The sequence below is a fragment of the Paenibacillus sp. RC84 genome (genome assembly GCF_041260495.1).
Taxonomy (GTDB): domain Bacteria; phylum Bacillota; class Bacilli; order Paenibacillales; family NBRC-103111; genus Paenibacillus_F.
The window spans coordinates 21,247-41,207 of the sequence record NZ_JBGBYL010000004.1; the positions used below are offsets into that span (position 1 = coordinate 21,247).

At 55.5% G+C, this 19,961-nt stretch carries 17 protein-coding genes and 1 riboswitch; of the genes, 16 read left to right on the forward strand and 1 reads right to left on the reverse strand.

What is annotated here, in order from left to right; translation table 11 throughout:
- The first annotated feature begins 64 nt into the window (after positions 1-64).
- The 11 genes from ABH899_RS10555 (at position 65) to ABH899_RS10605 (ending at position 11,954) form a co-directional block, all read left to right on the forward strand.
- Positions 65-1,411, forward strand: coding sequence for an STM4012 family radical SAM protein (locus tag ABH899_RS10555; RefSeq protein WP_369996485.1), 1,347 nt, complete (start codon positions 65-67; stop codon positions 1,409-1,411).
- A complete protein-coding gene (locus tag ABH899_RS10560) occupies positions 1,408-2,304 on the forward strand; it encodes an STM4011 family radical SAM protein (protein ID WP_369996011.1) in 897 nt (298 codons plus the stop codon). The genes ABH899_RS10555 and ABH899_RS10560 overlap by 4 nt, the downstream gene beginning before the upstream one ends.
- A gap of 4 nt (positions 2,305-2,308) precedes the next feature.
- Positions 2,309-2,842, forward strand: coding sequence for an adenylyl-sulfate kinase (cysC, locus tag ABH899_RS10565; protein WP_369996012.1), 534 nt, complete (start codon positions 2,309-2,311; stop codon positions 2,840-2,842).
- 91 nt (positions 2,843-2,933) lie between these two features.
- The gene (locus ABH899_RS10570; protein WP_326054711.1) at positions 2,934-3,371 is read left to right on the forward strand and encodes a GNAT family N-acetyltransferase; all 438 of its coding nucleotides are present in this window, start codon (positions 2,934-2,936) and stop codon (positions 3,369-3,371) included.
- 314 nt (positions 3,372-3,685) lie between these two features.
- On the forward strand, positions 3,686-5,971 hold the full coding sequence (locus tag ABH899_RS10575) for a helix-turn-helix domain-containing protein (RefSeq protein ID WP_369996013.1): 2,286 nt from the start codon (positions 3,686-3,688) through the stop codon (positions 5,969-5,971).
- Between the two features lie 188 nt (positions 5,972-6,159).
- Entirely contained in the window at positions 6,160-7,080 is a 921-nt protein-coding gene (locus ABH899_RS10580) for an ABC transporter permease (RefSeq protein ID WP_218230083.1), read from the forward strand.
- A gap of 13 nt (positions 7,081-7,093) precedes the next feature.
- Positions 7,094-7,954 (forward strand): carbohydrate ABC transporter permease, encoded by an 861-nt coding sequence (locus ABH899_RS10585; RefSeq protein ID WP_369996015.1) that lies wholly within the window; start codon positions 7,094-7,096, stop codon positions 7,952-7,954.
- Positions 7,955-8,186: 232 nt separating this feature from the next.
- The gene (locus ABH899_RS10590) at positions 8,187-9,749 is read left to right on the forward strand and encodes an extracellular solute-binding protein (protein WP_369996016.1); all 1,563 of its coding nucleotides are present in this window, start codon (positions 8,187-8,189) and stop codon (positions 9,747-9,749) included.
- A gap of 49 nt (positions 9,750-9,798) precedes the next feature.
- Entirely contained in the window at positions 9,799-10,863 is a 1,065-nt protein-coding gene (locus ABH899_RS10595) for an amidohydrolase family protein (RefSeq protein WP_369996017.1), read from the forward strand.
- A 17-nt stretch (positions 10,864-10,880) separates the two neighbouring features.
- The gene (locus tag ABH899_RS10600; protein ID WP_009672423.1) at positions 10,881-11,237 is read left to right on the forward strand and encodes a Rieske (2Fe-2S) protein; all 357 of its coding nucleotides are present in this window, start codon (positions 10,881-10,883) and stop codon (positions 11,235-11,237) included.
- Between the two features lie 273 nt (positions 11,238-11,510).
- Positions 11,511-11,954 carry a DUF6376 family protein gene (locus ABH899_RS10605; protein ID WP_369996018.1) on the forward strand — a complete coding sequence of 148 codons (444 nt, stop codon included), beginning with the start codon at positions 11,511-11,513 and terminating at the stop codon, positions 11,952-11,954.
- Positions 11,955-12,100: 146 nt separating this feature from the next.
- On the opposite strand, the gene ABH899_RS10610 is transcribed toward ABH899_RS10605, so the two are convergent.
- On the reverse strand, positions 12,101-12,883 hold the full coding sequence (locus tag ABH899_RS10610; protein ID WP_369996020.1) for a helix-turn-helix domain-containing protein: 783 nt from the start codon (positions 12,881-12,883) through the stop codon (positions 12,101-12,103).
- Positions 12,884-12,996: 113 nt separating this feature from the next.
- Between ABH899_RS10610 and pyk the strand changes: the two genes are divergently transcribed.
- The 5 genes from pyk (at position 12,997) to ABH899_RS10635 (ending at position 19,961) form a co-directional block, all read left to right on the forward strand.
- Positions 12,997-14,412 (forward strand): pyruvate kinase, encoded by a 1,416-nt coding sequence (gene pyk, locus ABH899_RS10615; protein ID WP_369996021.1) that lies wholly within the window; start codon positions 12,997-12,999, stop codon positions 14,410-14,412.
- A gap of 231 nt (positions 14,413-14,643) precedes the next feature.
- Positions 14,644-16,560, forward strand: a complete 1,917-nt coding sequence (locus ABH899_RS10620) for an ATP-dependent DNA helicase (RefSeq protein WP_369996022.1) — start codon at positions 14,644-14,646, stop codon at positions 16,558-16,560.
- Between the two features lie 103 nt (positions 16,561-16,663).
- A riboswitch (cobalamin riboswitch) is annotated at positions 16,664-16,865 on the forward strand.
- 98 nt (positions 16,866-16,963) lie between these two features.
- Positions 16,964-18,145, forward strand: a complete 1,182-nt coding sequence (locus tag ABH899_RS10625) for a FecCD family ABC transporter permease (protein ID WP_369996023.1) — start codon at positions 16,964-16,966, stop codon at positions 18,143-18,145.
- Positions 18,142-18,948, forward strand: coding sequence for an ABC transporter ATP-binding protein (locus tag ABH899_RS10630; protein ID WP_369996025.1), 807 nt, complete (start codon positions 18,142-18,144; stop codon positions 18,946-18,948). Before ABH899_RS10625 ends, ABH899_RS10630 begins: the two co-directional genes overlap by 4 nt.
- Before the next feature lie 5 nt (positions 18,949-18,953).
- Positions 18,954-19,961: an ABC transporter substrate-binding protein gene (locus ABH899_RS10635; RefSeq protein WP_369996486.1), complete on the forward strand. Its 1,008-nt coding sequence runs from the start codon at positions 18,954-18,956 to the stop codon at positions 19,959-19,961.

Genomic DNA, 19,961 nt, shown 5'->3' on the forward strand with positions numbered 1-19,961 from the left:
AGGAAGTGAACGGCCGATGTCCTCTTCTCAATTGGGGAACCAACCGGTGCCGTCAGCAGAAGAAATGTCCGTTTCCGCTTGGGAAGAAAATCTTCGTTCGGCGCCATACCGCTCGTATTTGTATTCGTATCCGCACAAGACGGCTTATCGCGAGCTGGACAGAAAAATCCCGCTGCAGGAGCTGTGGGCGGACGAGCCGGCGGAAACCTTCTTCTTATATATGCATATCCCGTTCTGCGGGGCGCGCTGCGGCTTCTGCAATTTGTTCACCCTGCCGGACAAGCGGACCGGCGCCCACGAGCAATATGTCGATGCGCTGGAGCGGCAGGCCCGCCAGTGGGCACCTCATGTGGGGCACAAGAAATTCGCGCGTTTTGCCGTCGGAGGAGGAACCCCTACGCTGCTGGAACCGGCGCTGCTCGACCGCGTATTCCGGATAGCGGAGGACGTTATGGGACTGGACAGCGGAGAAGCATCCATCTCCGTCGAAACTTCGCCGGAGACGGTCACCTCAGAGCGCTTGGATATTTTGCAGGCGCACAGAGTGGACCGGGTGAGCATGGGGATCCAGAGCTTTGTGGAAGCGGAGGCGGCGGCCATTTACCGTCCGCAAATGCCGCTGGTGGTCGAGAAGGCGCTGGAACAGCTGAAGCGGTACCAATTCCCGATCCTCAATCTGGATCTTATTTACGGACTGCCGGGCCAGACCGTGGATACTTGGCTTTACTCCCTGGAGCGGGCGCTTGCCTACGAGCCGGAGGAAATTTTTATTTACCCGCTGTATACGCGGGAGCATACGATCGTCAAGCCCGAAGAGATCCGGCAGCGGGGCGCGGATATCCGCATGGCCTGCTACACGGCGGCGCGCGACCGTCTTCTGGCCGCAGGGTATACGCAGTATTCGATGAGGAGGTTCGCGCGCGCGAGCGCCTCATCGCCCAAAACGCTCCTGCCGTACGGCTGTCAGGAGGATGGCATGGTCGGTCTCGGCTGCGGTGCCCGCTCGTACACACACAGCGTGCACTACGCGACCCGCTATGCGGTGAGCCGCAGCGCGACGGCCGGCATTATCGCCGACTATGTCGCTGCGGAGCGTCATGACCTCGTCGACTACGGCTTCATCCTGAACGAGGCGGAACGGAAGCGGCGCTTCATTCTGAAGGCGCTCCTTCACCGCGAGGGGCTGGAGCTCGCGTCCTACGCCAGCCGGTTCGGCACGGAGGCACTGGAGGACCATCCGGAGCTGAACCGGCTGACGGAGACGGGGCTGGCCGAGCGGGTTCCGCAAATGGGAACAGGCGGCGGCTGTTTCCGGCTGACGGACGACGGGATCGCCCTTTCCGATTCCATCGGAGACTGGTTCATCTCCCCGGAAACCCGCACCCTGATGGAAGGATACACCTTCGCATGAAGGCGGCGCTGTATTACCGGGGGAGCCTGTCGTCATGCAATTACGACTGCCCGTACTGCCCGTTCAGCAAGAACAAGGACAGCGCAGCCACGCTGGCGAAGGACCGGCGGCAGGTCGAAGCTTTTACGGACTGGGCAGAGAGCCAGGGAGCCGAAGGCCACCGCCTGTCGGTTTTCTTCAATCCTTACGGGGAAGGGCTGACTCACCGCTGGTACAAGGAGGCCATGGTCCGGCTCTCGCATATGGAGCACGTGGATAAAGTCGCGATCCAGACGAATTTGTCCGCCGGTCTTGCATGGACTGGGGAACTGGATCCGAAGAAGACCGCCTTCTGGGTCACCTATCATCCCGGACAGACGACGGAAGAGAAATTTCTGGGGCAGGTTCTGCAGCTTTACAATCGGGGGATTCCGTTCAGTGTCGGATCGGTAGGAGTCAAAAGCGCCTTCGGCCGGCTGGAGTCGCTTCGCCGTTCGCTGCCTTCCGACGTGTATATGTGGGTCAATGCGTTCAAAGACAAGCGGGATTATTACACGGATGAAGACCGGGCATTCCTGCGGGGCCTCGATCCGCTTTTCGACCTGAACGCCGAGGATTACGAGAGCCGGGGACGGGCGTGCGGCACGGGTCTTGACGTTTTCTACGTACAGGGGCCCGGCATAGTGAAGCGCTGCTACAAAGACCGCCGGGTCATCGGCCATCTGTACCGGGACGGCCTGGACGCGCTTTCGCAGCCGCGTCCGTGCGGGATGGACTTCTGCGACTGCTACATCGGCTACATTCATATGCCGGACCTGCAGCTTCGCGGGCGGTACGGCGACGGGCTGCTCGAACGTATCGCAGGGGCCGGTTCAGAGAGGCAGATGCCGCGCGTTTACGAAGAAGGAGTGTAGAGTTGTGATGCACACGCTTAGCAAAAAGGTACCGGCCGGCCTCGCTTACTGGCTGACGGGACTTTCCGGTTCGGGCAAGACCACGACGGCCAAGGCCCTCGCAGCGGAGCTTGCGGCCCGGGGGCACGCCGTCGAATGTCTGGACGGGGACGAGCTTCGGCAGCATGTCGGCAGGGGTCTTGGCTTCAGCCGGGAGGACCGGATGGAGAATGTCCGACGGGCCGTCTACATAAGCGGTCTGCTTAACCGCAACGGCGTCACGACCGTGGTCAGCCTGATCAGCCCGTATCGCGAAATGCGGGCGTACGCCAGGGAGAACCTGCCGCGATTTATCGAAGTGTTCGTGGATTGTCCTCTTGAGGAATGCGAGCGGAGGGATGTGAAAGGGCTGTACGCGAAGGCGCGGGCCGGCGAAATTCCGGCTTTTACCGGCATCAGCGATCCGTACGAAGTTCCGGAAAACCCGGAGCTGGTTATCCGTACGAACGGGGACACGCTGGAGCACAACGTGCAGAAGCTGCTCGATTTTTACGGGTAAAAGAAGGAACCCGCCCTGCGGGGTCGTATGTTATACCGTACGGAAGAGAAGAAACCGGGCACAAGGGAACGCAAAGGGGGCAGCGAACGAAATGGAAATCCGCAAACCGATTCCGGAGGAAATTCAGCAGATCCGGAGGCTTTCGCCGCAGGCTTTAGCGGAGGGAACGCTCGGAAATGCCGAACCGAACCGGGACAAAGTGAGGCAGCTCGTAGATCCCCTTCTGAAAAAAGGCTGCTACTATCTGATCGCAGCGGAAGAGAAGCAGCTGGCCGGATGGGTTCTGATCGGGGAGAGCAAAGATTCGTTTACCGACCGGATTATCGGATTTGTATACGAGCTCTATGTGCTTGAACATTTCAGAGGACGCGGAATCTCCAGAAAACTCATGCAGGAAGCGGTGGAGCAGCTCAAAAGCCTGGGCTATCCCGAAGTACGCCTCAGCGTGTATGCCGGAAATCATGCGCTTCATCTGTATGAGTCGCTGGGCTTCGCTCCGAGAACGATTACGATGACCCTTCCGTTATGACCTGTCTGTCGCAGAAGCAAAACGAATGGCCTGACGGTCCGCATGAAAACCTATTTCCTCCCGGAGGAAATAGGTTTTTTCACATTGTCCAAAAAATATTATTTCAAAATTCACAAAATTGTAGAATTATTATTTCACCCCCACTATAATACAACTAAAGGATGGCGTGAGAGCGCTCTCATTTCGTCCTGTCGGGATGCTGTATCTGATCGTTTCCGGTGCTGCCGGTTTCTCGTCCCCCATTTTTTCTGGTCCCCGATTACTCTCCCGCATTCCTTTCTTTCAACCTTCCGTGAAAAGGTGGTAGGCCGACCATGATTCCGATTCCGAGACCGCGTTCTTTCCGTATCGCCTTGTTCTGGCGTCATTTCGCCAACTATTTCGTCGTCATTCTGATTCCCGTAATTGTCGCCTGCACGCTGGCCCATTTCCTCGTCGTCTCCCTGATCGAGAAGGATGCGGAGAAATTAAACCGTGTCATCATGAGCCGTTTCTCCGAACAGACGGACACCGCTTTCAATTCCCTGAAAACGAATATGATTAACATGCTCAGCACCTCCAATATCCGCAGCCTGCTTAAAGAAGCCGGAGATCTGTCCGGCGAGAACCCCCAGCGTATGGAGCTGATCCACGCTCTGCGGGAGCAGCTGATTAAGCTGCAATCGGATGAGCTGGTGACGAAAGCGTATCTGGTGTTCGTTCATCATGACCTTGTCATTGATGTGGATACGTATACCGATAAGTCGTACTATTTCGATTTCCGCTATCCGATGGGGGCGGAGGAGAAGGCGGCATACCTGGCCAAGTTTACAAACAAGAAAATGATGGAGTTTACGGAACCGAAGCCGGACGGCTCCGCCTTGTCCGCCTTGATGAGCTACCCGTTTAATACAAATGTTCCCGAAGTGTATCTGGTGGTGGATGTGAGCAGGGATAAATTGCAGCGGTTGATCAAGATCCGGGAAAACTGGGTGGCCGGTACCGCGATTCTGGGAAGCCGGGGAGAAATCATCAGCTCTAACGGGATTGTGTCGGACGGTATCAGCCGGATTCCGTCGCCTCTGGCGGACGCCTCGGGCGAATCCAAATTTCTGATTACGGAGGACAAAGCGATTTCGCTGGTCAAATCGGGTTTTGATGACACGTCCTATTACTTGAGCCTTGTCGATTTGCCTACGCTCATGAAGCCTGCCCATCTTACGCGGCTTATCAGCTGGATTTTTCTTGCCTTTTTCATTGTGGTGGGGAGTTTCGTCTCGTATTATTTGAGCCGCCGCATGTACCGGCCCATCCTGGAGATCAAAGAGGGCCTCAAATCGCACGGCTCTGCCCAGGCGCTGCAAATGCGAAGCGACGGGAACGATTACGATGTGATCAAACGGTTTTCGCAGCGGATCATTTCGGAAAACAAACAGCTTAACCAGCGGGTGACGGGCATGTTTCCGATCGTGCAGGAGCATTTTGTGACCAAAATTTTGCTGGGCGAATACAGGGACGCCCTCTCCATCGAGACATACGCCGGAGAAATCGGTTTTGCCTATACGAAAAAAGCGGCGCGGACCGTGCTCGGCATAGCGCTGCACTATGATCCGGACGTGTACGGCCGGCTTTCGGAGACGTCCAAATCGTTCTTGACGGCGGAGCTGAAAGAGCGCATTCTCCAGCTCGTGCCCTCGACAATCTGGCTGTGCGGAATCAAGTCCGACTTGCTCGTCTGCGTGATTCAAAAGGACCCTTTCCTCAGCCGGAGCCCGGAGGAGGAGGCGAACCTGATCCGGGCGGCTCTGCAGCTGTACGGCAGCTATTTCAAAGCGACGATCGGCATTGGCAGGACGGTATACGGCATTGAGGAGCTTCACTTGTCTTACGAGCAGGCCGTATCGGTTTTGCAGCGCCGCGGACTGAGCGCCGGCGTCGAGATTTGCAGCGAGCAGAGCGCGCCGGATTCGACCCAGTGCGATACATTCCTGAGCGTGCAGGAGGTGGGGCGCATTCTGAACCGCTGCAAAACGCGCGACTACGACAAGCTGCTGCAGTCGGCCTACGAAACGGTGGAAGAAGCCGTACGCAAAAACGCCACGGCCGTTCAGATCAAATATTTGTGCACGGATATTTTAAATACGTGGGTACGGGCGGCGAAAACCGATCGCAAAGACTTCAACGTGCCTTTTTATGCGGGCCTGTTCGACAAGGTCAACGCCTGCATGACGCTGGAGGAAGTGAAGCGCTGCTTCCAGGAGTTTCACGAGCTGCTTTTCCAACCTGCCAAGCCGGATGAGCGGGCCTGCAAATTTACCGACATCCTGGCATATATTCATGAGCATTACGATGAAGAGTTGTCGATCGAACAGTTTGCGAATTCCATGAATATGTCCGTGGGGCATTTCAGCCGGACCTTCAAGGAGGAAGTCGGGGAGAAATACGTGGAGTACATCGCCAAATACCGGCTGGTCAAAGCGAAAGAACTGCTTCTTCAAACGGATTTGAAAATGGACGATATCGCCGAAAAAGTCGGTTACTGGGGAAGAAATTCGTTTATCCGGATGTTCCGGAAATACGAAGGCATTACCCCCGCGAAATACCGGACGATTCATCAGTGAATACGGCAGGACTCCTAATTTTCCGGAGTCTCTTTTTTTTCCTGAACATACCCGGAAAGCCCCGGCCCGCAAGGCAGAGAGGAAATGGCACCCGGGTACAAATATGCACGCTTTACCGGTAACGGCAGGGTTCTCTATAGTTAGGCCATCACCATTTGCAAGCGCTTACTTAAAAGGAGGAAGAGGCCATGACGAAGAGTGCCCGCTTCTGGTATCTCGTCAGAAAACACAAAGCGCTCTACCTGCTGATGCTTCCGGGGATCTTGTACTATATCATTTTCAAGTACGTGCCCATGTACGGCATCATCATCGCTTTCCAGGATTTTTCCATCGGCCGGGGCATCCTCGAAAGCAAATTCGTAGGGCTGAAGCATTTTATCGAATTCTTCTACGTCACGCCGGATTCCTGGAAGCTGATCCGCAACACGGTCATGCTCAACGTGTACGACCTGCTGTTCCATTTCCCGGCTCCGATTGTTCTCGCCATTTTGTTCCACGAGCTGCGAAACAAATGGTTCAAGGGATTTGTCCAGAGCGTCAGCTATATGCCTCACTTTCTCTCCACGGTTGTGATCGCGGGCATTCTCGTGACGTTTCTGTCTCCGACGACCGGGGTCGTCAACCATTTTCTCGTGAAGGTATTCGGAATGGAGCCTGTCATGTTCCTGGGCATTCCCGAGTGGTTCCGGACCATTTACGTAAGCTCCGAAATCTGGCAGAAGATCGGCTGGGGAACAATCCTTTACCTGGCGGCTATCGCGGGTATCGACCCCACGCTGTACGAAGCGGCCAAAATGGACGGAGCGAACCGGTTTCAGCAGATCCGCCATATTACGCTTGTCGGTATGCTGCCGGTCATGATCGTCCTGTTCGTGCTGACGCTCGGTCATTTTATGGAGACGGGTTTCCAGAAAATTTTGCTTCTCTACAACTCCATGAACTACGAAACGTCGGACGTCATCAACACCTTCGTATATAGGCGGGGCATTCTCGATTCCGATTTCAGCTTCGCGACGGCCGTCGGCCTGTTCCAGTCTATCATCGGGCTTATCCTGGTCGTAACGGCCAACCGGATCGTCCGCAAATATTCCGAAACGAGTCTGTGGTAGGAGGAGGATTCCGTTGAAAATCAAAACCAGCCTGGCATCCCGAGTGTTTGACACGCTCAACATCGTTCTGATGCTGCTGCTTGTCATCGTCATGATTTATCCGATGGTGTACGTGTTTTCGGCGTCGATTTCGAATAACGCCCTGGTGGCGAGCGGAGAGGTGCTGCTTCTGCCGAAGCAGATCACGCTGGTCGCCTACGAGCGGCTTATCACCAATCCCGATCTGTGGATCAGCTACTGGAATACGATCCGCTACACCGTTCTTCATGTGGCGCTTACCCTGATCGTGACGGCGGCGATGGCGTATCCTTTATCGAAAAAATGGCTTCCGGGCCGCAGGACCATTCTGCTCCTGGCCGCGTTTACCCTGCTGTTCAGCGGGGGGATGATTCCGACCTTCCTGGTCGTTCAAAAGCTCGGCATGCTCGATACGATCTGGGCCATCGTCCTGCCGTCCCTGATTTCGACGTGGTACCTGTTTATCATGCGGACGTTCTTCGAAGCGCTGCCCGAGGAACTGGAGGACGCCGCCACGATCGACGGATGCAGTTCCTTGCAGGTGCTGCTGCGGATCGTCCTGCCGCTTTCCATGCCTGTCATGGCGACAATCGGCCTATTCACGGCAGTCAACCAGTGGAACGCTTTCTTCGACGCGCTGATCTATCTCAATGACAGAAGCATGTATCCGCTGCAGATTATGCTGCGCAACATTCTCATCGCCGGAACGAGTGTTCAGGGCGAGGGGGATCTGAATCATCTGGAGACGCTCAAATACGCGATGATCATGATCGCTACGCTTCCGATCCTGTGCGTCTATCCGTTTATCCAGAAGTATTTTGTACAGGGAAGCATGATCGGCGGCATCAAAGGCTAGGCGGATATGGAGATAGTTCTGAATTCCCGGTGGAATTCATGGCTATAGAGCATGAAGAGGCCGCAAAAAGCGGCGGTTATGCCGGCATAGCCGGTAAGACTGGCGGGAACCGCATAACCAGCAGGACCAGTATGAGCAGCATAACCAGCATAACCAGCACCACCGGCAGGACCATCATCACCAGTAAAGCTAGCCAGTAGAACAGAAGCTACCATTATGGGGAGGTTAGGAAATGAAAAAAAGACCGTTTGCCGTGATTTTGACAGTCGCTCTGCTTGCCGGTGTCGTTGCGGCGGGATGTTCCAGCAAGGATCAGGGGGCTTCACAGGGGGAGGGCGGGGGATCGGACGCCAAGAAACCCGTCAAATTTTCATGGCTGGCTTATGACCGGGTAGAGGGAAAAGTGCGGCAGGACTGGGAGATTTTCAAAGAGATCGAGAAAAAGACAGGCGTCAGCGTCGATTTCCAGATTGTCAGCCAGGAAGGACTCACCGAGAAAAGACAGATCATGATCGCCACGAACTCCGTCACGGATTTTATCCAGGTGAGCACCCAGGAGGGCAGGGAGCACGGTCCCGACAAAGTATTTCTGAACTTGAAGGACTACCTGGACAAAGCGCCTAACCTGAAAGCCTTCTACGAGAAATACCCGGAAGCCAAAGCGGTCGCCAGCGGAGCGGACGGCGGCATTTACACGGTGCCCGTGATCGAAGGGGATGCCGAGGGCAAAGGCTTTAACTTCATCTGGTATACCCGCAAAGATCTCATGGATAAGTACGGTCTGAAGCCGCCGGCTACCTTGGATGAATTTTACCAGTTCCTGAAGGCGTACAAGGAAAAAGAACCGAACTCGTATCCGCTCATTCCCAATGCGATCGTGGGCGATACGGGGCTGTATACGGTATTCGGCCGGGCGTTTACGGGCATCCAAGGCTTCTTCAACATCGACCCGACGACCGATAAATATGCGTTCGCCCCGTATCACAAAGGCTACAAAGACTCGCTTGTCTTTTTGAATAAGCTGTATACCGAAAAGCTGCTCGATCCCGAGTATTCCCTGCTCACCCAGGCCCAGTGGGAGGAACGCATTCTGAAAGGCAGGTCGCTCGTGACCTACTTCTGGAAAGCGGATCTGGAGTCGCTAACGGACAAAGGCCGCAAAGCGGGCACCTCCGCCTTCGAGCTCGACGCGATTCCGCAGTTTGCCGCGGACGGCATTAAAAATTACCAGTTCTCCCGTCCCGTAATCGGAGCTGTGGGGCGCGCGATTTCCGCCAAAGTCAAAGATAAGGAAAGGGCGGTCCAGTTCCTGGACTACCTCGTCAGCGAGGAAGGCTCGAACTATCTGTCCCTGGGCATCGAAGGCAAAACGTACACGATGGAAAACGGCAAGCCCGTTTATATGAAAGAATTCGGCGCTTCCCCGTTCAATACGCTGCGCAAGGACTGGGGCGTCTGGTACGACCTGATCACGCTGGACAATGCGAAATCCCGGGAGGTTTGGGAACGCGGGCTGAGCGACAAGAGCAAGGATATCAACAAGCGGTATGAGCCGTTTATCGTGCCGTCCCCGAAACAGATCGTAAAAACGCAGGAAGAGCTGGAGCTGGAAAAATCGAAGCTGAACAACCTGAACAAATTCCTGGAACAGAAATTAACGGAGTTCGTCACCGGAAAAACACCGATCAACGATACGACTTACCAGCAGTTCCTGGATCAGGTTAAGAAGATGGGAGCGGACGATTTACTGAACATGTACAATACGGCCTATACCCGGACGTACGGCAAGAAGTAGATCTTGAGCCCGGGTACAAGGGAAGCATCAGTACGAAGGAGGGAAAGCTGTGGCAGCAGCTGAAAAGCTGAAAGTCATTGATACTGACGTTCATAACGAACAGAACGACTCGGCCCTGATCCCGTATTTACCGGAGCCCTGGAAATCCAGGGTCGCGACCACGGGCATCGGTTACTCGGGCTCCGGTTATTACTCGCCGATCGGCGTCATGAAGAAGGACTCGATTCCGCCGGGAGGAGGCAAAGCGGGCTCCGATCCCGACTTCATGATCAAGCAGCTCATTGAAGGCTACAACGTCGAGTACGCCGTCTTGACGGGCGTCGTCTACAACATCTCGACGACGCACGACCCGGATTACGCGGCGGCCGTCTGCTCCGCCTACAACGACTTCCTTATCGCCGAATGGCTCGGCAAGCATAAGGCGTTCAAGGGCGCCATGGCGGTATCGACGCTCGACCCGCAGCTCGCCGCCAGGGAAATCGACCGGATCGGGGATCATCCCGACATCGTCGAAGTGATCATCTCCAGCGCCGCACGCTGGCCGCTGGGGCACCGCTTCTACCACCCGATCTACGAAGCGGCGGAGCGGCACGGCCTGCCCGTCGCCATCCATCCGGGTGCCGAAGGAGGGGGCAGCTCGACCGCGCCTACGGCGGCCGGGTATCCGGCGAGATACATCGAGTGGCATACGTGCCTGTCTCAAATGTTCATGGCCCATTTGGTCAGCCTCGTATGCGAAGGGGTATTCGCCAAGTTCCCCGGCCTGAAGGTTGTGCTCGTCGAGGGGGGCATCGCCTGGCTGCCGCCGCTGATGTGGCGGCTCGACAAGAACTACAAGGCTCTCCGCTCCACCGTTCCGTGGCTGACGAAGATGCCGAGCCAATATGTCGCGGAGCACTGCTTCCTGACGACGCAGCCGATTGAGGAGCCGGACAATCCGCAGCATCTGGTCGACTTATTTAACATGTTCGACGCGGAGAACATGATTCTCTATTCCAGCGACTATCCGCACTGGGACTTCGATGCGCCGGATATGATCCTGCGCAAGCTGAAGCCGGAAGCCCGGCGCAAAATTTTTTACGAGAACGCGAAAAGGCTCTACAACTTATCGTAAACGGAGGCCATTCGATCATGGCGGTACACGAGGTGCTGAATGTGAAAGACGTTCCCGAAGGCGGGCATGTCCGGGTCGAGGTGGAGGGGCGGGAAATTTGCATTTACCGGATCGGTGGGGAGTTCTACGCGCTCCACAATTACTGCCCGCACCAGGGAGCGCCGATGTGCGCGGGGCTTGTCTCCGGGACGAATCTTCCGTCGGACGTCTACGAATACGATTACAGCCGCCAGGGCGAAATTGTGCGCTGTCCCTGGCACGGCTGGGAATTCGATATCAAAACCGGGAAGTCCTTGTTCAGCGACCGGACACGGGTGAAGAAATACGAACTGGAAATTAAGGACGGCCGGATTGGTATTGTGCTTGGAAAATAAGGAAAGTCACCGTGTCGTGCCGACGAAGAGCGCAGACCGGGATTTACCGAAAGGCGTCTTCCGTGGTGCGTTGCGGCTGACAGGATTGTGGGCAAGGAGATAAAAAACATCGGGCTGCAACAAGCCGTCTATTTGCCAAAGAGCTGCGTTGTGCAGCTCTTTTTGTGTTTAAAACAGGACAGAGGCCTGCAAGAAGCGTCTCCGCATAGTGAAACCGAATTCCGCCAAAACAGTATTACCGTATAAACCGAAACAAAAGGAGGCCTTCGATTCATGAAAATCAGACTCGTCCTTGCGGTTTTGACCGTTTTGATGCTATCGGGTTGTTCGCTTCTGGACGGTGTGAGCAGCACCTTGAACTATGGGGAAGAAGCGAAAACGTATCTCCAGGAAGCGGCCGCTTTCGCCGAAAACCTGCCCGCCGCCGCCCAGGAAGCCGTAACCGATCCCCAGGCGGGGGATAAGGTAAAAAAAGAACTGGAAGCGATGAGAGAGAATATTTCCAGTTTTAACGGACTGGACGCGCCGGGCTTCGCCGAAGACCTGCATAAGCAGATCGTCGGGTACAACGAAACGATGCTGGGCACGATTAACGGACATCTGGAGCAGCTTAACGGCCAGGTGCTCGATTATAAATCGCTTCTCCAGTCCCCGGTGATTCAGCAGGTGAACGAAATGAAGCAGCTTACCGAGAAGATCCAGAACTTGGGTCAGTAAACAAAGTTGAAAACACGGCCTTTTTTCATAAAAAGCAGCGGCCGGAACGCATGAATACCAAGCCCCGAGCGGGCTTTTTTTGTTAGGCGCGGCACATTTGCAGGTCGGCTCCCGCCGTGATCATCCGATTCATCCGTACACGCGGGTCAATTCCTCGGCGGCCTTTCCTTCATATAGGAGGAAGGGGTGCGGCCGGTCGTTTTTTTGAAAATCCGCTGAAAGTACGAAACGTCCTCGTACCCGACAAATTCGGCGATCTCGGCGATCGTCAGCAGCGAATCCATCAGCATATAGACGGCTTTTTTCACGCGTACGGCATGGACATATTCGCTGATGGTTTGCCCCGTTACTTTTTTGAAAAGAGCGGCGGCATAGTTGGGGCTTTTCGAGATAAATTCGCCCAGCTCGTCTTTCGTCACTTTCTTGCGGTAATGGTCGCGGATATACTGCTTCATCCGTTCCGCATGTTTTCCCGTTTCGGACGAAACCGCCGCTTGATCCGCTTCGCGGTTAAGCAGAGCGAGCATTTCCAGGAGAATGGCTTGTCCGCGAATTGCCGCGTACGGTTCGTTCTCTTTCCAATCGGAGTAGCACTTACGGGTCCGTTCAAGCAAAAATTCGGCCATGCCGGAGCGAATTTTTACCCAAGGTTTCGTCAGAAGCGGCAGCTCGTGACCGGTTTCCGTAATATGGAAGCTTGCGACATATTTGTTGTGCAAGAAGGTCGGAATGCTTTTGCCGTAATAGGATACGCCCTCTCCGATCAGGAGAAGGTCGCCTTGCTCCAGCATAATTTTGTCGTTTCCGATCCAGTACAGGCAGCGGCCGTAGCTCAGCATGATGAACGAAGCGGCCGCACTGCCGCCGGGCTCGCTTTCCTCGTACCATTCCGCCAGCCGGTCGTGCCGGATGTTTGTTAATTTGATCATGGTTCCCTCTTCATAGAACGTACTATAGTACAATTGCAATACTATAGTTCATTTTCTCCCGAACGGAAACGAATTACAATAGGGACAACTAAAGAAGAGGAAGGACCGATCATATGCGGAAGACAAAAATTGTTTGCACCATGGGGCCCTCATGCCGCTCCGTCGAGGTATTGAAGGAATTGATCGCAGCCGGAATGAACGTGGCGAGAATTAACATGGCTCACGGAGAGCTGGAGGATCACAGCCTGCAGATCAGCCGGATCCGTCAGGCGGCGAAAGAAACGGGTGCCATCGTACCGGTGCTGATGGACATCAAAGGACCGGAAGTACGGATCGGCCTGCTCAAAGAAGCGTCGTGCGAAGTGAAAGCGGGGGACTGCCTCACGCTGACAAGCGAAGAAATCGCGGGAGACAGCACGCGCATCTCGGTCAATTATGCCGAACTGCCGCAAGTCGTGAAGGCCGGGGACAAAATTTTGATCGACGACGGGCTGATCGAACTGAGAGTCGTTTCGGCGGCGGGAACGGAAGTGTCGTGCGAAGTGATCAACGGCGGCGTTATCAAGCCGCGCAAAGGGGTTAATCTGCCGGGCGTGCATACGACGCTCCCCGGAGTCACGGAGCGGGACATCCGCCATATCGAATTCGGCATCCGCGAAAAGATTGAGATCATCGCCATGTCCTTCGTGCGCAAAGCGGAAGACGTGCTTACAGTCCGGCAGCTGCTTGAGGACCAAGGCTGCGGTCATATCCAGATCATTTCCAAGATCGAAAACCAGGAAGGCGTAGACGAGCTGGAAGCCATCGTGGAGGCATCGGACGGAATCATGGTGGCACGGGGCGACCTGGGCGTTGAAATTCCGGTCGAAGATGTTCCGGTCCTCCAGAAAGTGATGATTGAATCCTGTAACCGCGCGGGCAAGCCTGTTATTGTCGCCACTCAAATGCTGGATTCGATGCAGGTCAACCCGCGGCCGACCCGGGCCGAAGTGAGCGATGTCGCGAACGCCGTTCTTCAGGGCTCCGACGCGATCATGCTGTCGGGCGAGACGGCCGCCGGCAAGTATCCGGTCGAATCGGTGCGCACGATGGCCACGATCGCCAAGAAAGCCGAGGGGCTTTACATGGAGGAGACCGGCCGTCAGCAGGCGGGCGTTCCCGCAGAGGTCAATGTGACGGAGATCATCAGTCAGGCGGCTGTCCGCGCATCCGAGGCGATCGGAGCGAAAGCGATTCTGACGCCGACGATGAGCGGGTATACCCCACGGATGGTGTCCAAGCACAGACCGAAAGCGCCGATCATCGCCATTGCGCCTAGCGACGAGGTTCTGAACAAGCTCTGCCTGCTGTGGGGCGTGCTGCCCGTGAAAGGCGAGTTTGTACAGACGACCGACGACATGTTTCAGGCCGCGGTATCCAGCGGCACCGCACAGGGGCTGCTGCAAACCGGCGATTACACCGTGATCACGGCAGGGGTTCCGATCGGCAAGACGGGAACGACGAATCTGATTAAAATCATGCAAGTGTAGAAGGAAAAGCCTCCCGGCGAAGGGGAGGTTTTTTTTGCTGCATAAACGGAATGTGTCATGCAATGCTTTTCCACCAAAAACTTCAATGACTGAACGATAGTGACTGAAACTTAGAATCCGCCTCCGGGCGGATTTTTATTTTGCGCTTCTAAGAAAAGGAGGATTCGCAGCGGGATCTTTTGCGGTATAATGGACAGATGTACGTAACGATGATGTGGAGGCACGGCCAGATTGAGAAATTATCCATTTGCATTTGATCCGACGAAACCATTTATTCAGCAGGCAAGCGACTGGATTGCCGACGTGTTTTACGAGCTTCTGCCGGAAGCCGGTTTTGAAGTGAGAGACGAACAAATTTATATGGCGTTTCAGCTGGAGAGGGCTTACCAGGAGAAACAGACCATCTTTGCGGAAGCGGGAGTGGGAACCGGGAAAACGCTGGTGTATCTGCTTTACGCTCTTACTTATGCGCGTTATACGAGAAAACCCGCGATTATCGCTTGTGCGGACGAGTCGCTGATCGAGCAGCTGGTCAAACCCGAAGGGGACATCGCCAAGCTCGCCCGGCATCTCGATCTGACGATTGACGCCCGGATGGGCAAGTCGCAGCATCAGTACATTTGCCTGAATAAACTGGACGACACCCGGGGCGGCGCTTTTGACGACGAGGAAGTTTTCAGCGAGATTTATCACGGCCTTCCTTCGTTCGTCCACTACCCGGACACGCTCCAGTCGTTCTATCCGTACGGCAACCGTAAGGAGTACCCCGAGCTGACGGACGAGCAGTGGGAACGTATCGGCTGGGACGTGTTCCAGGACTGCCTCGTCTGCAGCCAGCGGCATCGCTGCGGCCAGACGTTGTCGCGCGAGCATTACCGCAAGTCCGCCGACCTGATTATTTGTTCCCATGATTTCTACATGGAACACGTCTGGACCTACGAGGCCCGCAAACGGGAAGGTCAGCTTCCTCTTCTGCCGGACCACAGTTCCGTCGTATTCGACGAAGGGCATCTGCTTGAAACGGCTGCGCAAAACGCGCTCACCTACAAATTGAAGCATTCGGTATTCGAAAGCATCGTCATCCGGCTTCTGGAAGGCGAGGTCAGAGAAACGCTGGCCCTGGCCATCGAGGAGGCCATCGTCCAGAGTGAAACGCTGTTCCGCGTGCTGGACGAGAGCAGTTATTCCGTCCCGGCCTCGGAACGCAAGGAATTCGCCTGGAGCGAAGAATTGAAACGGGAAGTAAGCCGGTTCCGGCAGCTGATCGACGTGATTGAGGAAGAGCTTGTGTTCGAAAGCGGACTGTCCACACTGGACGATTACCAGCTCAAAATCGTCGAGGAACACCTGGAAATGATTCAGCTTGCTTTGAGCTTGTTCGATAAGCCGGGTCAGCTCATTTCATGGGTTACGGAGGATTCCAACGGAATCACCCTGGTCATCATGCCGAAAATGGTCAAGGAAATTTTAAGAGACCGCGTCTTTTCGAAAAAAATGCCGGTCGTGTTTTCTTCGGCGACCTTGTCCGTCAACGGCTCTTTCGACTATATGGCGGGCAGCCTGGGCATCGAAAGCTTCCTTTCGTTCTCCGTTCCCTCCCCTTACGATTACAGCGCCCAAATGAAGGCGAATCTGTATCCCGACAAGCCGGAAGAGGACAAGACCGGACGGGTTCTGGAACTGCTCAAGGAATCCGACGGGCGGGCGCTTATCCTGTTCCCGTCCCGCGAGGCGCTTGGCGATTTCAAACGGAACATGACACGGTATCCCGAGTACGCCGATTACCGGTTTTTGTTTGAAGGCTCGGCGGAAATCAGCCACCTCATCTCGTCGTTTCAGAACGACGAGGAAAGTGTCCTCTGTGCGGTAACGCTGTGGGAAGGACTGGATATTCCGGGACCGTCCTTGTCCCATGTAATCGTCTGGGAGCTTCCGTTTCCTCCGGACGATCCCGTCTTTGCGGCCAAGCGGAAAGATTCGGCTCAGCCGTACGAAGACGTGGATATGCCCTACATGCTGCTCCGCCTGAGGCAGGGCATCGGGCGCTTAATCCGGTCACGCGATGACCGGGGCATGGTGTCCGTTCTCGGTCATGATCTGGATAATCCTACGGTCAGAGAGCAGATCCAGGGCCTGCTTCCGGATTAAGCGGGATGTCAAATGTTGCCGATTCTTGACGTATCCGCTATGATAGACAAGATGCTTCCGGTTCACATTCCGTATTTCAAGTAAAATATAGGCCGGACGATGAATTGAATAAGTCGGTACAGGTGCTTGCCGTTGGAATCTTAACGCGGTACAGCTTAATAGGGAAGTCCGGTGCAAGACCGGCGCGGTCCCGCCACTGTAACAGAAGAGTCGCAGCAACCACAGTCACTGGTATCCATGCCGGGAAGACTGCTGCCGATGATGACGCTGATAGCCAGGAGACCTGCCTGTATCCGTAACACGAGCAACCTACGGGAGATAGGGAGGTGTTAGATGCGTTCCGTACTGAAATTACGAGCGTCTTTCCCTTTGTCTGCAAACGAAGGGGGAGGCGCTTTTTTGCATGGACAGCCCTAAAAATATCAACGGTCGAGGTGAGGACTTGCAATCGGTTTGCAATAAAGAAACGGTACGGGAGACCGGGGAGGCCAGGGGCGCCCGCTCCGCATCCGCAAAAAAATACGGGACGGCGCGCACTCTAACCGCTTTTCCGCTCTTGCTGGGCGGCTTGTCGCTTCTCCTTGTGATCTCCGTGACGATAGCCGTCATGCTCGGTTCCGTTCGGATCGAGCCCGTCACGGTCTGGAAGATCGCTCTATCTCACATGCCGGGAATCGGCAGCCTGGTCGAGCGGGATTGGACGAAAGCGCAGGAGCATATTATCTGGAACATCCGCTTTCCCCGCGTCCTGCTCGGTCTTGTCGTAGGAGCGGGCCTGTCCGCGGTCGGAGTGACGATCCAGGCGTTAATCCGCAATTCGCTCGGCGATCCTTACATACTCGGGGTATCGTCCGGCTCGTCGGTTGCGGCTACCCTTGTTCTGCTGTTCGGCGGCTTCTCGTTTCTCGGTGCTTACGCGCTGCCGGTTTCGGCCTTTATCGGTTCCCTCGTCGCGATGGCGCTTGTCTTTACCTTCGCCAAGGTAGGAGGCCGCATTTCGACCACCCGGCTGCTGCTTGCGGGAACAGCCGTTGCGAGCATGATGTCGGCGTTTACGAGCTTCATCGTCACGATGGCGCCGAATGCCCAAGGCATCCGCTCCGTCGTTTACTGGCTGATGGGCAGCCTGGCCGGCGCGAAGTGGGAATACCTCACCGCACCGGCTCTGATCGTGGTGTCCGGTATCGTTTTCCTGCTCTTTCAGCACCGGTCGTTGAACGCTCTTCTCGTGGGGGAAGGCGCAGCGGGAACGATGGGGGTCAATGTGCCGGCGTTCCGTACCTGTCTGGTGATCGTGACCGCGCTGATCACGGGAACGATCGTGTCCGTCAGCGGCTCAATCGGTTTTGTCGGCCTGATGATTCCCCATATCGTCCGGCTGGTGCTCGGCTCCGACCACCGCAAGGTGCTTCCGGTCAGCGTCCTTTTCGGGGCGGTCTACGTCATATGGGCCGACGTTCTGGCCAGGCTCGCGCTTGCGCCGGAAGAACTGCCGATCGGCATCGTCACCGCGATATGCGGAGGCCCGTTCTTCATCTGGCTGCTCCGCAGAAGTTCATACGCGTTCGGAGGTGCTTCTAAATGAACATGGAAGCGAATCATCTCACTTTGAGCATAGGCGCCAGGAAAATCCTCGACTCCGTAAACCTGGCCGTCCGCGAAGGCGAGTTTATCGGCCTGATCGGCCCGAACGGGAGCGGGAAATCGACCCTGCTCAAAACGGTCTACCGCGAGCTTAAGCCGGACGCGGGACAAGTGTTTATGGATGAGCGGGAACTGCTGAATCTGCCCTACAAAAAAGCGGCCGAACTGATGGCCGTCGTCAGCCAGGAATCTTCCGTCGAGTTCGATTTCAGCGTGGCGGACATGGTTCTGATGGGAAGATATCCCCACAAGAAATGGTACGAAAGCGATACGGAAGCGGACCGGGAAATATGCTTCCGGGCCTTGGAAACGGTCGGACTCGGACACTTCGGAGAACGCAGCTTCGCGACCTTGTCCGGCGGCGAGAAGCAGCGGGTGCTTATCGCCCGGGCGCTGGCCCAGCAGGCGAAGTTTCTGATTCTGGACGAGCCGACGAACCACCTGGATATCCGCTACCAGCTCCAGATCATGGAGCTTGTCCGCTCGCTGGGGATCACGACGCTGGCCGCCCTTCACGATCTGAATATGGCGGCTTACTATTGCGACCGTCTCTACATCATCAGCGAGGGAAGGATTGCGGCGGAAGGAACGCCCGCGGAACTTCTCGTCCCTACTGTTCTCCGGGACATATTCGGCGTTCACGCCGAGGTGAACCGGCACGCCCTGACAGGCAAGCCGGTCATTACGTACTTGCCGGAATCTTTTTATAACGCCGGACTAAAACAGACGGAGGAATCCTTTTGAATCTTATGCGATCTCTTAAACTTTCTTTATATTTATGCCTCACTCTTGTGTGCATGGCCGCTATAAGCGCCTGCTCCGCTTCCGATTCAACCAAAGCACTTGTACCGAGAGGGACCGCGGAGTCAACGGGAGCACCGGCGGCAGCCGTAGAACTTGATAATATGGGGCAGAAGCTTCATTTTTCGGAAGCGCCCAAACGGGCCGTCACTTTAAATCAGCATGCTACGGAAGTGATGCTTGCGCTTGGCCTGGAGAAAAATATGGCCGGCACCGCCTACCTGGACGATCAGATCCTCCCGGAGCTGCAGGAAGCTTACAAACGGGTTCCCGTTCTCGCGAAAACATATCCGTCCAAGGAAGTTTTCGCGGAGGCCGCTCCGGATTTTGCCTATGCGGGCTGGAAAAGCGCGTTTACGGAGAAAAGTCTGGGCACCCGGGAAGAACTCGCCAAACAGGGGGTTCAGACTTATGTGCAGGAATCTTCCAATAAAGCCGCTCCGACCTTGGAGGATGTGTACCGGGATATTTTGAACATCGGCCGCATTTTCAGGGTAGAGGCCAAAGCGAATGAGCTTGTGGACGGCATGAAGCAGCGCTTGAAAGACATTCAGGACCAAATCGGCACGGTCGGGACTCCTCAGAAGGTGTTCATTTACGACAACGGCGAAGACAAAGCTTTTACGGCGGCCAACACCTACATTACGAGCCTGATCAATATGATCGGCGGCAAAAATATTTTCGACGATATTCAGAAAAGCTGGGTAGAAGTCAGTTGGGAAGAAGTCGTCAGCCGCAGCCCGGACGTGATTGTCATTATGGATTACGGCGACACGCCGGTAGAGAAGAAGAAAGAGCTTCTCCTGGGTAAAAGGGAGCTGGCCGATATTCCGGCGATTAAGAACAAGCGGCTGCTCGTTCTCCCTCTGTCGGCCGCTTCCGAAGGAATCCGCGCCCCGATCGCTCTGCAGACGCTGGCGGAAGGGTTATATCCGGATAAAGTACAAAAAAAATAA

Coding starts and splice junctions, on each gene's coding strand:
- ABH899_RS10555 (WP_369996485.1), top strand. CDS start 65: ATGTCCGTTTCCGCTTGGGAAGAAAATCTTCGTTCGGCGCCATACCGC.
- ABH899_RS10580 (WP_218230083.1), top strand. CDS start 6,160: ATGACGAAGAGTGCCCGCTTCTGGTATCTCGTCAGAAAACACAAAGCG.
- ABH899_RS10560 (WP_369996011.1), top strand. CDS start 1,408: ATGAAGGCGGCGCTGTATTACCGGGGGAGCCTGTCGTCATGCAATTAC.
- ABH899_RS10600 (WP_009672423.1), top strand. CDS start 10,881: ATGGCGGTACACGAGGTGCTGAATGTGAAAGACGTTCCCGAAGGCGGG.
- ABH899_RS10635 (WP_369996486.1), top strand. CDS start 18,954: ATGCGATCTCTTAAACTTTCTTTATATTTATGCCTCACTCTTGTGTGC.
- ABH899_RS10575 (WP_369996013.1), top strand. CDS start 3,686: ATGATTCCGATTCCGAGACCGCGTTCTTTCCGTATCGCCTTGTTCTGG.
- ABH899_RS10610 (WP_369996020.1), bottom strand. CDS start 12,883: ATGATCAAATTAACAAACATCCGGCACGACCGGCTGGCGGAATGGTAC.
- pyk (WP_369996021.1), top strand. CDS start 12,997: ATGCGGAAGACAAAAATTGTTTGCACCATGGGGCCCTCATGCCGCTCC.
- ABH899_RS10630 (WP_369996025.1), top strand. CDS start 18,142: ATGAACATGGAAGCGAATCATCTCACTTTGAGCATAGGCGCCAGGAAA.
- ABH899_RS10590 (WP_369996016.1), top strand. CDS start 8,187: ATGAAAAAAAGACCGTTTGCCGTGATTTTGACAGTCGCTCTGCTTGCC.
- ABH899_RS10570 (WP_326054711.1), top strand. CDS start 2,934: ATGGAAATCCGCAAACCGATTCCGGAGGAAATTCAGCAGATCCGGAGG.
- ABH899_RS10625 (WP_369996023.1), top strand. CDS start 16,964: ATGGACAGCCCTAAAAATATCAACGGTCGAGGTGAGGACTTGCAATCG.
- ABH899_RS10605 (WP_369996018.1), top strand. CDS start 11,511: ATGAAAATCAGACTCGTCCTTGCGGTTTTGACCGTTTTGATGCTATCG.